Origin of the sequence: Oceanobacillus alkalisoli, from assembly GCF_022213125.1 — a bacterium.
In the GTDB taxonomy this organism is placed as follows: Bacteria; Bacillota; Bacilli; order Bacillales; family Amphibacillaceae; genus Oceanobacillus; species Oceanobacillus alkalisoli.
Window position 1 is genome coordinate 130,081 of sequence record NZ_JAKNRA010000006.1, and the last position, 12,390, is coordinate 142,470.

13 protein-coding genes are annotated in these 12,390 nt (G+C 41.1%); 1 reads left to right on the forward strand and 12 read right to left on the reverse strand.

Translation table 11 applies throughout. From position 1 onward, the window contains the following. Positions 1-29: 29 nt before the first annotated feature. From L3V42_RS09965 to L3V42_RS09990, 6 genes are all read right to left on the reverse strand, one after another. The gene (locus tag L3V42_RS09965) at positions 30-668 is read right to left on the reverse strand and encodes a PspA/IM30 family protein (protein WP_235762339.1); all 639 of its coding nucleotides are present in this window, start codon (positions 666-668) and stop codon (positions 30-32) included. Positions 669-693: 25 nt separating this feature from the next. Beyond that, positions 694-1,038: a lmo0954 family membrane protein gene (locus L3V42_RS09970; RefSeq protein ID WP_235762338.1), complete on the reverse strand. Its 345-nt coding sequence runs from the start codon at positions 1,036-1,038 to the stop codon at positions 694-696. A gap of 235 nt (positions 1,039-1,273) precedes the next feature. Further along, positions 1,274-1,879, reverse strand: a complete 606-nt coding sequence (locus tag L3V42_RS09975) for a DedA family protein (RefSeq protein WP_235762337.1) — start codon at positions 1,877-1,879, stop codon at positions 1,274-1,276. Positions 1,880-1,975: 96 nt separating this feature from the next. Beyond that, positions 1,976-2,962 (reverse strand): LLM class flavin-dependent oxidoreductase, encoded by a 987-nt coding sequence (locus L3V42_RS09980; protein ID WP_238471901.1) that lies wholly within the window; start codon positions 2,960-2,962, stop codon positions 1,976-1,978. A gap of 96 nt (positions 2,963-3,058) precedes the next feature. After that, positions 3,059-4,114, reverse strand: coding sequence for a M42 family metallopeptidase (locus tag L3V42_RS09985; RefSeq protein WP_238471902.1), 1,056 nt, complete (start codon positions 4,112-4,114; stop codon positions 3,059-3,061). 49 nt (positions 4,115-4,163) lie between these two features. Continuing rightward, on the reverse strand, positions 4,164-4,736 hold the full coding sequence (locus L3V42_RS09990) for a DUF1836 domain-containing protein (protein ID WP_235762334.1): 573 nt from the start codon (positions 4,734-4,736) through the stop codon (positions 4,164-4,166). A 125-nt stretch (positions 4,737-4,861) separates the two neighbouring features. Here L3V42_RS09990 and trhA point away from each other — a divergent pair, with 125 nt between their 5' ends. Next, on the forward strand, positions 4,862-5,509 hold the full coding sequence (gene trhA, locus L3V42_RS09995) for a PAQR family membrane homeostasis protein TrhA (protein ID WP_238471903.1): 648 nt from the start codon (positions 4,862-4,864) through the stop codon (positions 5,507-5,509). A gap of 40 nt (positions 5,510-5,549) precedes the next feature. Here the strand turns inward: trhA and L3V42_RS10000 are convergent, their stop codons facing one another. From L3V42_RS10000 to aceB, 6 genes are all read right to left on the reverse strand, one after another. After that, complete coding sequence (locus tag L3V42_RS10000) at positions 5,550-7,802, reverse strand: carboxypeptidase-like regulatory domain-containing protein (protein ID WP_238471904.1); 2,253 nt, start codon at positions 7,800-7,802, stop codon at positions 5,550-5,552. Continuing rightward, complete coding sequence (locus L3V42_RS10005; RefSeq protein WP_235762331.1) at positions 7,792-8,106, reverse strand: hypothetical protein; 315 nt, start codon at positions 8,104-8,106, stop codon at positions 7,792-7,794. Before L3V42_RS10005 ends, L3V42_RS10000 begins: the two co-directional genes overlap by 11 nt. Further along, on the reverse strand, positions 8,069-8,650 hold the full coding sequence (locus L3V42_RS10010) for an RNA polymerase sigma factor (protein WP_238471905.1): 582 nt from the start codon (positions 8,648-8,650) through the stop codon (positions 8,069-8,071). Before L3V42_RS10010 ends, L3V42_RS10005 begins: the two co-directional genes overlap by 38 nt. A gap of 151 nt (positions 8,651-8,801) precedes the next feature. Next, entirely contained in the window at positions 8,802-9,197 is a 396-nt protein-coding gene (gene spxA / locus L3V42_RS10015) for a transcriptional regulator SpxA (RefSeq protein WP_235762329.1), read from the reverse strand. A 192-nt stretch (positions 9,198-9,389) separates the two neighbouring features. After that, positions 9,390-10,667 carry an isocitrate lyase gene (gene aceA / locus L3V42_RS10020; RefSeq protein ID WP_238471906.1) on the reverse strand — a complete coding sequence of 426 codons (1,278 nt, stop codon included), beginning with the start codon at positions 10,665-10,667 and terminating at the stop codon, positions 9,390-9,392. Further along, on the reverse strand, positions 10,667-12,271 hold the full coding sequence (gene aceB, locus L3V42_RS10025; protein ID WP_238471907.1) for a malate synthase A: 1,605 nt from the start codon (positions 12,269-12,271) through the stop codon (positions 10,667-10,669). The genes aceA and aceB overlap by 1 nt, the downstream gene beginning before the upstream one ends. Positions 12,272-12,390 lie beyond the last annotated feature (119 nt).

Below are 12,390 nucleotides of genomic sequence, written 5' to 3' on the forward strand. Positions count from 1 at the left end.
ATATCATTTTCCTTGATCGTTATCGCATCTTATTGTGCATTTTCTTTTCCTTGTAATTCTTTTTCCAGTTTAGCAATCTTACTGTCGAATGTGCTCTTATAATAGGAACTATTCACCTTGTACTCCAAATTCTCGATGTATTGCTCGAGTTCAGCGAATTTCGCAAATGGTTTATCGGATACATCATCAATAACTTGGTTCATTTGTTGATTTGCTCTTGCAATATTTTCTCTTCCCATTAATTCCATCCGGCGCATATGCATATCTTTCAAGCGGTGTTTCATTTCTTCATATTTATTCTCAAGTGCAATAAGCTGTTCAATTGTTTCTTCCCTGCTTTGTTTTAAGCGGGCAGCTCGCTTTTCATATTCTTCATACTCTTTCACCGCAAATTCATATAAATCGGTTTCGCCGGCTTTCTCCGCAATTTCGGCTTGTTTCTTCCGTTTGTCTGCCAAGTCTTGAGCTTTTAAATATTCGCGGGAAAACTCATCCTTCAACTTATACTGACGTTCAATCATTTTTCGAACCTTTTCTTTTTCCTGCTCGCTTTGACGTAAATATTGATTTAAAGCAGCAACTGGGTTCTTTTCCTCTTTCTTATCCATTAAATGATGCAAGTCTGCAGAAATATTATCCATGATACGTGTAAAAATATTTGTTGTCATAACACATTCTCTCCTTTTATTAGATTTAGCGGTTTAAGTCTGCCCATTCACGTTCAAAATTCGTAAATGGATCGTCATCCTCCATGGTGTGGACAACCGGTTCTTCCTTCCAGCTTTTATAAATCAGATACAATACATAAACAGCTGCGACACCGATAATTGCGTAGATGTTCGACAAGCTGATGCTTAACACGAGCAATCCAACAACAATCCAGCCGATCTTAGCTGCTACCCTGTCACTTGTAACAAACTTTTTAAACACAATATACAACAACCAGAGACTCAACCCTAAAATAATCATTGGTCCAATATTGGCAAGCAACACGAAAAATGCAATTAAACCTCCAATAAAGAGTAAAAATTTCTTCATGTGACAGCCTCCTTTCTTGATCTTGATTCCATCTTACCGTGAAAACCAAAACCTGATAATCGGCCCCAGACATAAATTCAACTAAGCCCCCAGACGTATTTTGACTAAGACCAAGTGGAGCGTAGGGTCAGAGTGTTTGTCCCACTGCGTCCGAAACATGGGGTCAGTGTAAATGTCCCAGCTATACGAACCTAAAAAAGTGCATAAAAAAAGAACGGCATAGCGCCATTCCTTTTTATTTTCTTCTTTTCTTTATATATAAATATGCCACCAAGATGAGCCCAACTCCAAGAAGCAAATAAACAATTATCGAATACACGTCCATAAATACTAAAATGGATTCCCAGTTCTCACCTAGGAGGACACCAACTGATACAAGGATTGCATTCCAAATCAATGTTCCTAGCATCGTTAAGAGGAGAAATACAGAGAATTTCATATTTGACATCCCGGCCGGAATAGAGATAAGACTGCGAATGAGCGGTACCATCCGACAGAAAAACACCGTCCAATATCCAAATTTATCGAACCAAGCATCTGCTTTATGGATATCTGCTTTTTCAATCCGAAGAATATGGCCGTAGCGTTCGACAATCCTCTCCAAGCGTTCCACGTCAATCAGGAGGCCGATGCTATATAATATCATCGCACCGATAACCGAACCTAATGTCGCTGCTATCATGACCCCAATTACCGTCAAGCTCGTATATGTAGTCATGAACCCTCCAAATGGAAGAACAATCTCAGAAGGGATGGGCGGAAATAAATTTTCTAACGTCATCATGAGAAATATGCCTAGATAGCCGAATTTCTCCATTATATATGTGACCCAGCTTTGCATGCCTACCTCCTGGTTTTTAAATGGATTTAGAGTACCCCTGCTTGTCCAAGCATTCTATATACTATAGAAATATGCAAACTATCTTGAACTTAGAAGTTATAATCCAAATTCGCGTGCAATCAATTCATATGATTTTTTACGGGCGGCAAAATCATGGGTGATTGTAAGAATCATAAACTCGTCCGTCCCATATTCTTCACGTAGTGACTCAAGCGATTTCCGGATTGTATCCGGCGTTCCGATGATTTGACGGTAATCCGATTGACGTAAAGATTCGAGGTCTTCATCTGTAAATGTATATTCATTTACATCAAGGATGGAAGGTACTTTTCCATTCCCCTCTCCTTTAGCCTGCATCAATTTCCAAACTTGATTGCTTTTCGCAAGCCTTTCCGCCTCCTCTGTCGTCTCCGCACAAATAACATTCACCGTAACAATTGCTTGTGGCTCTCCTTCTTGAAAATTTTCAAAGTAACCCCGCACAATTGATGCGCCATCTGCTTCACTCATAAAATCACCAAACACATAGGGCAAACCTTTCTCGAGCGCCAACACGGCACTTTTCTTACTCGTGCCAAGTAGCCATGGAACTGGTTGCTCTTTCGGAACGGGTCGGGCGGAAACCTTGGAAAAAAGATGTTCTTCAGGAAAATCACGGTTCAAGAAATGGAGTAATTCATCCAGTTTTTCTGGATAGTTTTTCACCTGCTCAAGAAAATTATCTACAAGCGCGATTGATGCTTCCGCTGACCCACCCGGCGCACGTCCAAGTCCAAGGTCAACTCTTCCCGGATATAGCGTGGCGAGCAAATTATACCTCTCCGCAATCTGGTATGGTTTATAGTTTGGTAAAAGAACTGCGCCGGAACCGATGCGAATGCGCTGCGTTTTTGAACCGATAATACCAAGGATGATATCTGGTGCAGGGCTTGCTAATCCTGTGAAGTCATGGTGCTCGGCAATCCAATAGCGGTGAAACCCTAACTTGTCCGCCGCAACAGCGAGATCGATGGTCGCTTCCAGTGCTTCTTTTGCAGTTTTGCCATTCGGAATAGGGACTTGATCAAGAATACTTAATTTCATCTTTTATACCTACTTTCCTTATTCGAACATGAAATGGGACAATGCCTCCGTCCCCAATGTCCCACTGGGACAAATGCTCTGACCCTCGTGTCCCGGTTATATGTCCACTTGTTTGGTTTGGATATAGTGGTAGAGTAATTGTTCGGTATTTTTCAGGGAGTCTTCATGGGTGCGTTCGTATGCGTGGGAGGCGTCGATCCCCGGGCCGATGAGGCCATGGATGATATCGTGTCCGCTCCGGATTGCTGCCGATGCATCAGATCCATAATAGGGATAAATATCGAGCTTATAGCCGATATGATTTTCTTCAGCTAATGCAGTTAAATTCTTGCGCAGCCCATAATGGTACGGGCCGCTGGCATCTTTCACACAGATAGAAACCGTGTACTCATCCGTTGATTGACCGTCTCCCATTGCCCCCATATCAACTGCTAAATATTCGACCGTCTCCGGTGGAATATTGGAATTTCCTCCATAACCGATTTCTTCATTATTGGAAATCAGAAAATGAGTTGTATAAGGAAGACTAAGTTTTTCATCTTTGATTCGTTTCATTAACTGAATAAGCATCGCAACACTTGCTTTATCGTCCAAGTGACGTGACTTAATGAAACCATTCTCCGTTATTTCAACCCGAGGATCAAATGAAACAAAATCTCCTACCTCAATGCCAAGCGCCCGCACGTCTTCTGCGTTTTCTACCTTGGCATCAATCCGCACTTCCATATTTTCTTGATTACGTTTAGCGTCCCGCGCATTTTTATAGACGTGTACAGATGTCTCATGATGTAAAATCGTCCCAGTGAAGATTGTCCCAGCAGACGTTTCAATTTCACAATACTCTCCATCAATCGAGTGATACGTAAAACCGCCAATTAAATCTAAACGGAGCCGACCGTCACGCTTAATTTCTTTCACCATCGCACCTAACGTGTCAACATGGGCAGTAAGCATACGATGCTCCTTTTCATTTTCGCCCGGAATTGTCGCTATTAATCCACCTTTTTTATTTCGCTTATGTTCAATCTGTAAGTCATTCAAAACATCTTCAATAAAGGAAATTACGTTACCAGTATTCCCAGATGGACTTGGAATCGAAACAAGTTGCTTAATTAAGTTTTTCGTCTCAGAAATGTTTGGATAAGTAGCCAATGTCATTCTCCTCACTCTTTTTCCTTCATTTTATCATAAGCGATTAAGCTTAGTCCTTTTTCAATTCCTTACCTACAATCTCATCAACTAATGCTTCAGCGGATCGGCGATAATAATTGCTCATATTAACAAAGGATAGAATGAGCAACACCTTATTCAAATAGCTGTCACTAAGCTGCTCGGCATCCACGTCTTCCACTATTTCCCTGCTATCCTCATGAAAACGTTCGAGATTATTTCTCGAAAGCTTTAAAAAGGATTCATATAATGATTCGAGATTAAAAGTCTCTTCCATCATTTGTTCATTCAATGATTCAAGTGTTGTCTTAATATCCCGGATTGCAAGAATCGTCTTCATCTCATAAATCAAATCAATGAGCATAACATGTTCCGGGGAGTATTTTTTATTTTTTATCGGGAAAAATAATTTCCCCTTGGAATAATTATTAATCATTGTTTTCGTTAAAATCTTTTCATCTGTTGTCCGTTTCGTTTTTTCATACTTTTTTTCAAATAATTGGATGACCTGGTCCATATACAAATCCAGGTTAGGTATATCATGGCTGGATAGTCTTGTATCCAGCTGTAACTGTCGCAGCAAGTTTTCTAAATTGTTTTCCATATCTAAATTCCTCCACATTTTCAGCATCAGCGGTTGACTGAACACTATAAACTATGTTATAAAATTATTATAACACTAACACATAGTTTTAAAAACTACTTGTAATATCGAAAGGGGTTTTCCAGTTGAATCAGTACATTAGAGAACCGATTAACAGCCTGACACATTGGGCAGGTGCAGTTCTTGCTTTATTTGGACTAGTAGCAATGATTATAAAGGCCGTCACTGAAGGGTATTCTATAATCGGCTTGACAGCTGTCATTATCTTTGGAGTCAGCATGATTTTACTTTATTCGGCATCTGCAACGTATCACATGGTCATTGCAAAAGATAAGGTGATAGCTTGGCTGCAGCGGATTGATCATTCGATGATTTTCGTTTTAATTGCTGGAACCTACACCCCTTTATGTATCATTGCATTGAATAACACATTAGGCTGGACTCTATTTGCTGTCACCAATGGCCTGGCGATTCTTGGTGTCATCTTCAAACTGACATGGTTCACTTCACCAAGATGGCTTTCCACCATGATTTATCTTTTAATGGGCTGGCTCGTTATCTTTTTCACTGGAGAATTAGCACCGGCACTTGGTACAGGTGGAATGGTCTATCTCATCCTTGGCGGTATCGCCTATACAATCGGCGGAATCATTTATGGTTTCAAACCAGAATTTCTCCGCTTTAAAAATTGGGGCTTCCACGAGATTTTCCATATTTTCATCCTATTCGGCAGCTTGTTCCATTTCATTTGTATCTATTGGTATGTTATATAGTAAAAAATGCGTGAGGCGGGATAACTGCCTCACGCTTTATTTAATTCACTTCTTCTAAAGCATGGATAAATTTAGTAAGAGGAGCTTGTTCTGTTTGTTCCTTCCATTCCTCAAGCTTTGCTCCCTGCTCTTTAAAAAAGAATCTCAGACCTTCATGCAAAATATCGATAACCCGAGTATGCTCATTCACCGCTTTTTTTATATCAGAAATTAGAACACTCCAATCCACTACACCGACATTACCAGTCGTATATTCCATATAAGGATATTGCCTCGCTAAATCGTATACTTCATCTAAATCAGTACCAAGATAAATTTCCAGTGCCAAAAGATTTCCGATATTATGGTGGCCGCTTCCTTCCTGTAGTGCTTCCATGTGGAGATCCGCAGCTGCCTCGTATTCCCCTTGAAATAAAAGGGCATTAGCATGGATACTTTTTGTATGCGGGTCGATCGTTTCTTTTAAAGACCGCTTATACTTCTGATACCATTTCTCAAATTGCTCCCAATCGCTTTCCTCGTAATAGAAACGTAATATCTGGTCGATATAAATTGGATCTGCCGTAAGCCCTGCTAGTTGTTCATAATAAGGTTGCTGTAGTTTCTGCGTGGTACTGAAGCTCCCGTCCGCTTCAATCCCGATCAACCGCGCAACCATCCGAAGACTATGCAAGTCCTCTGGGTTGGATGTTAAAACGTTTCGGTAACCGTCAAGTGCCTGTTCCAATTCACCCGCAAGCAGCAATTCATCTTCCGCTGTTAGCTCACGTTGTTTTAAATACATGGTCGGCAGATTTCCGATTGTTTCTTCCGCTAACCGGTAGCCATTACTCTGTGTGATTAGATTTCCATTTTTATCAAAAGCTTTCACATTCCAGGAATAATGTCCCTCTGGATTTTCAAAGCCCAGCATCGTTGCCGGGTTGAAATAATCATTTTTCGTTTCCGCGATATCCAAAAGAACGTTTAAATAGATATTATAAAGACTCTCTACAGGTAATGAAAGTTGGTTTCCTTCCACTTTTCTATCCCAGCTCATTCCATAAGAAACTTCACTTTCTTCTATATGAAAATCAAGCATGTAATAAGCCGCCCCTTCAACCGCTTCCCAGCTAAAATCAATCGTTTCCTCTTCCAATATTGCTTCGTTTGCAGGAGCGTTCACTTCCAGCAGCGGGGCAAGCGTGATATCGTATTGGACATTTTCTGTACCATCAATTCGCACCCAGTCATTCATCTCAACCGGCCAAAAATAGCCATCAATCTGCTCCACTTGGAAACCGGCAAACACTTGATAATCTCCCGGTATGACTCCCGCGAATTCATAATTTCCAGCAGCATCTGTCGTTGTCTGATACCATTCATCGGGACGAATTGAGCTATTAACATCGGCTGCATCCCTAAGAAATACACCAGCTTCCTTAATCGGGGTCCCGTCCTGTCTGCTCATATTTCCTGAAACCTTCCGAACCTCTGCCACACCATGTGCAGGAATCCCACTTAGCAAGTGGTTTTCCAATTTCTTCATCTCTTCATAAACACCGGTCTGTTCTACCGGATCCTCCTGTCCTTCTCTTTCCCATGCAGCTATATATTCTTCCAAACCTTGTTGAACCGTTTCTAAAGCTTCTTCCAACTGCCCATTCCCCAATAAAAGGAGTGCTTCATATTGCTCCTTTTGCGCCTTGGCATACGCGTGATCCGGAACTTCAAAATGCTCTAATAGAGTTTTCGCTTCAGCTAGATTCCCAGCTTGCAGGTGGAGTTTTATAAACGAAAACTTTAGCTCGGGGATTATATAGGAGTGCTCCGACTTTTCCAAACGTTCGACTGCGCGATGATAGATTTCTTGAAGTCTAGCGTCATCTTCTTCCCGTACTGCTTCATAAGCAAGTTCGATCACTGCTGTTTCCAAATACCCGTTAAGAGGCCCATTTTCTAGATAGTCCTCAATATATGGTTGCTTTTCTTCCCAGCTGATGAGCGGCCAATCGCGATCCGCAGCCACGCTTGTCGTCATGGAGGGTCCGACATAGATTGCATAGTCATCCATCCATTCCCCAGTTAAGAAATGCTCTTCAATCAGATGATATTTTTGACTCGGCAGAATCTTGTCTTCCAATAGTTCGAGAATTTTATCTTTTCCAAGCCCACTTCCATTCGTATGTTTATACTTTACTAGTCCGAGTTCGAGTTGCGGCATCAGATAAATACTGGCGAGGGGAAGAAGGATAAAAACACCTGTAATAATCATAATCAAATGTTTTACTTTTAACGTTATGTTATTCCTCATTCGCAAGCCTTCTCTCTATTTCTGCCTTCCAATACGTACTACCGCCGATTTCAATCGTTTCATGCGGGTATTCTTCCTGGTTATTGAACTCGGAAATGGTGAAAAATCCATACCCGAACAAAAGGATGACGATGGCTGAACTCACCGGAAGAATTGGGATGCTGATCTCTTTATTCCATAGTAGAAGAAGCTTATCTTTCCACGTTGGCCGGTAAACTTTTTTCAACACATCTGCTTGTTTTGTAAACCGAATATTTTCAAGTTCCTCATCTAATCGATTCTTCATCTGATTTTTTTCCTCCATTATGTGCATCCTCCTCCTCTAGTAAATAGTTCCTTAACAATTTTTTTGCTCGCTTCAATCGTGACTTGATGGTATTTTCCTTTATATTGGTCAAGGCAGTAATTTCTGCAAGCTTCAATTCGTTAAAATAAAATAATGTGATAACTTCCCTATATTTATAATCCAATGAATGAATGGCAGCCGTCAGATTCTTGTTCTGCTCAATTGCCAATATATCCGTTTCCGGACTATCCGCCATATCCGCTTGTTTGATGTATTCGACTGTTTTTATATCTGGGAAAATATGCTTAAAACTCCATTTGCGCATTTGCTGGCGGCAACGATTAATCGTTATTGTTGTCAGCCAGCTCTTCAGATACTCTTCCTTTTCCAGCTGATTTATTTTTTCAAATGCAGAAATAAAGGCATCCTGCACTGCCTCCTCTGCACGCTGATAATCGTTGATTAATAGATAAGCCATTCGGAGCAAATAGTCCCCATATTGATTCATGATTTCGAGTAAAGCAGCTTCCTCTTTTCTTTTTAACCTGTCGACTAGGTTCAACTTGCTCCCTCCCCCTTATTACTAAGATGCAGGCAGATGATGAAAAGTTGCATGTATTAAAAATTCTTTCAGATTGATTGTATAAAACAAATCAAAAAAGTGCTATCCCTCGGTTGTTCGAGAAATAGCACTTCATTTAAATTGAATATGTTTAGTTAATCATCTTTTGCATTTCCTGCAAGTTGAATTCTCTTACCGAACGTGGTAAGAAACTACGGATTTCGTCCCCGTTATATCCGACCTGGAGACGTTTATCATCAAACATGATTGGGCGTTTTAAGATTCCTGGATTTTCTTCAATTAATGTCAATAAATCCTGTAATGTTAATTTTTCCAAATCAGGTTTTAATTGTTGGAAAGCTTTTGAACGGGTAGAAATAATTTCCTCCGTACCATTATCCGTCAAGCGTAAAATTTCTTTGATTTCATCCCTTGTTACCGGGTCAGACATAATATTTCTTTCAATAAAAGGAATATTATTCTCCTGAAACCATTTTCTTGCTTTTCTACAGGAAGTACAGCTAGGTGTGACGTAAAGTGTGACCATTCATTTACCCCCATATATTATTTAATTAATCATCTATTTCAACAAATTCAAATATGTTTAATTAAATATATTATAACCTAAAAACCCGGTTACGTCAAGCTGTAACAGGAAGGTAAATGAAGTCGGAACAGCAGGGTCAGAGGAAATGTCCCACTGGGACGGTTCCTCTGACCCTGCTGTCCCGCTCTCCAATCAACTTGTAAATTGTTCTGCTTCTGTTGATCCTGCAAGTGCGGTTGTTGAAGAATCTCCTCTTGAAATGACTTGTGCTACTTCATCAAAGTATCCTGTTCCGACTTCACGCTGGTGTCTTGTTGCGCTGTATCCATTTACCTCGCTTGCGAACTCCGCTTGCTGCAATTCAGAATAAGCCGCCATACCTTCATCTTTGTATTTTCTTGCCAGTTCAAACATGCTGTGATTCAATGCATGGAAACCTGCTAGTGTCACAAACTGGAACTTATAACCCATCTTCCCAAGTTCCCGCTGGAAATTGGCAATTTCCTCATCTGACAATTTCCGTTTCCAGTTAAATGACGGTGAACAATTATAAGCTAGCAGTTTATCCGGATATTGTTCATGGATTGCTTCAGCGAAACGACGTGCTTCTTCCATATCCGGCTCTGACGTTTCACACCAGATTAGGTCTGCATAAGGTGCGTAAGCCAAGCCCCGTGCAATTGCTTGATCCAGTCCCGCTTTTGTCCGGAAAAATCCTTCCGATGTCCTTTCACCTGTAATAAATGGTGCGTCTGTTGGATCAACATCACTCGTAATCATATCAGCGGCATTCGCATCGGTACGAGCAATAATGAGCGTTGGTGTTCCCATAACATCTGCAGCAAATCGGGCAGCAATCAAGTTTTTAACTGCCGTTTGTGTAGGAAGTAACACTTTCCCGCCCAAGTGTCCACACTTTTTCTCGGAAGATAATTGATCCTCAAAGTGCACTCCTGAAGCACCTGACTCAATCATTCCTTTCATCAACTCAAACACGTTTAACTGCCCGCCGAATCCGGCCTCAGCATCCGCCACAATCGGGGCAAACCAATCTATCTCAGAGTCCCCTTCCGAGTAATGGATTTGGTCGGCACGCTGTAATGCCTGGTTAATTCGCTTCACAACATGCGGCACACTATTTGCTGGGTACAAGCTCTGATCCGGATACATTTCACCTGACAGGTTCGCATCTGCTGCTACTTGCCAACCACTTAAATATATTGCCTTCAGACCTGCTTTTACTTGCTGCACCGCTTGGTTTCCAGTTAATGCGCCTAATGCATTAATATAATCTTCCTCGTTGATTAAGTTCCATAATTTTTCTGCCCCACGAGTCGCCAAGGTATGCTCCATATCGATGGAACCTCTCAACCTGATGACATCCTCGGCTGAATATTCCCTTCTAATCCCTAACCACCGTTCCTTATTTTCCCATTCCCTTTGTAATTGCTCTGCCCGCTCTTGGTACATTATTGATTCCCCCTCGTTAATTGTTTGTATGCTGGTAGTGTTAAGAATTCTGCAAATTTATCTTCTTTCACTAACGAATCAAAAATCTCTGCAGCTTCTGTAAAATGCCCTTGTTCGTAAACCGTTTCCCCTACCTGTTTCTTAATCTTCTCCAGTTCTTCCTGAAGAATCTCGTCAACCAACTCAAATGTCACCTTTTTACCATCGGAAAGTACCCCTTTTGGATACCGAATCCATTGCCAAATTTGAGCTCTCGATATTTCTGCGGTTGCTGCGTCTTCCATTAAATGATTAATTGGTACAGCACCTCTTCCCGATAGCCATGCAGCCGTATACTGAATTCCAACATTGACATTCGTCCGAAGCCCTTCTTCCGTAATCTCTCCATCAGGCAACTGGACAAGATCTTCTGCTGTTACTTCAACATCTTCCCGCTTACGGTGCAACTGGTTCGGAGTCGGCATAATCTCATCGAAGACTTCTCTTACAAGTTCAACCATTCCCGGATGAGCAACCCATGTTCCATCATGCCCGTCACGTGCTTCCCGCTCTTTATCCTTACGCACCTTGTCAAAAGCAATTTTATTTTTCGCTTCATTATTTCTCACCGGGATATGGGCAGCCATGCCACCGATCGCCATCGCATTTCGTTTATGACAAGTTTTGATGGCAAGCTGGGAATACGAACGCATGAATGGAACTTCCATTGTTACAGTCGCCCGGTCCGGAAGAATCCGGTCTTGATCTTGATGAAACTTTTTAATATAGCTAAAAATGTAATCCCAACGGCCACAGTTTAGTCCTGCAGCATGCTCGCGTAATTCGTATAAAATCTCATCCATTTCAAATGCAGCTGTAATTGTCTCAATCAGGACCGTTGCCTTAATCGTACCTTGTGGAATACCAAGTTCATTTTGCGCAAAAACAAAAACCTCATTCCAAAGCCGCGCTTCCAGGTGATTCTCGACTTTCGGTAAATAAAAGTACGGACCTGTTCCTCTTGCTATCAGTTCTGCTGCATTGTGATACAAATACAGTCCAAAATCTACTAAACTGGCAGACATTAATTTTCCGTTGCACTGTAAATGCTTTTCTTCTAAATGCCATCCCCGCGGTCTGACGATTAAGACAGCAGTTTCTTCATCCAGTTCATACCGCTTGCCATTTGCTGCTTCAAAATCAATCGACCTGCGTATAGCATCTTTTAAGTTTATTTGCCCGTTCATCATGTTATCCCAAGTTGGAGATGTTGCATCTTCAAAATCTGCCATGAATGCCTTTGCTCCTGAGTTGAGTGCATTGATGATCATCTTCCTATCAACCGGACCTGTAATTTCAACCCGGCGATCTTGTAAATCTTTCGGCAAACGTCCGACTGTCCAGTCACCTTCACGGATATGCTTCGTTTCTTTCAAGAACTGCAGTTGTCTTCCTTCATTCAGTTTTTCTTGAATTTGTTGTCTGATTTCGAGTAAGTTCCTTCGCCGTTCATCGAAGTGCTCATGCAGTTTCCCTAAAAACGCTAAGGCTTGAGGTGTTAGGATTTCTGGAAAGGAGTGGTCGTGTTCAATTTGTACAGAAACAGAACTTTGATTCGTAAGCATGAATTCACTCTCCCAATAAACTGTTATAATATAGTTTTAAATAATTATATTGTTATACAACAATATAGCTAAAAAAATTTAATCTTCCTTTTTTGACAAACAATAATCACATTCCATCG

What these genes read in the sequence shown, in the direction of transcription:
- L3V42_RS09965 (WP_235762339.1), bottom strand. Translation starts at nt 668, where the DNA reads ATGACAACAAATATTTTTACACGTATCATGGATAATATTTCTGCAGAC.
- L3V42_RS09970 (WP_235762338.1), bottom strand. Translation starts at nt 1,038, where the DNA reads ATGAAGAAATTTTTACTCTTTATTGGAGGTTTAATTGCATTTTTCGTG.
- L3V42_RS09975 (WP_235762337.1), bottom strand. Translation starts at nt 1,879, where the DNA reads ATGCAAAGCTGGGTCACATATATAATGGAGAAATTCGGCTATCTAGGC.
- L3V42_RS09980 (WP_238471901.1), bottom strand. Translation starts at nt 2,962, where the DNA reads ATGAAATTAAGTATTCTTGATCAAGTCCCTATTCCGAATGGCAAAACT.
- L3V42_RS09990 (WP_235762334.1), bottom strand. Translation starts at nt 4,736, where the DNA reads ATGGAAAACAATTTAGAAAACTTGCTGCGACAGTTACAGCTGGATACA.
- L3V42_RS10000 (WP_238471904.1), bottom strand. Translation starts at nt 7,802, where the DNA reads ATGAGGAATAACATAACGTTAAAAGTAAAACATTTGATTATGATTATT.
- L3V42_RS10005 (WP_235762331.1), bottom strand. Translation starts at nt 8,106, where the DNA reads ATGGAGGAAAAAAATCAGATGAAGAATCGATTAGATGAGGAACTTGAA.
- spxA (WP_235762329.1), bottom strand. Translation starts at nt 9,197, where the DNA reads ATGGTCACACTTTACGTCACACCTAGCTGTACTTCCTGTAGAAAAGCA.
- aceA (WP_238471906.1), bottom strand. Translation starts at nt 10,667, where the DNA reads ATGTACCAAGAGCGGGCAGAGCAATTACAAAGGGAATGGGAAAATAAG.
- aceB (WP_238471907.1), bottom strand. Translation starts at nt 12,271, where the DNA reads ATGCTTACGAATCAAAGTTCTGTTTCTGTACAAATTGAACACGACCAC.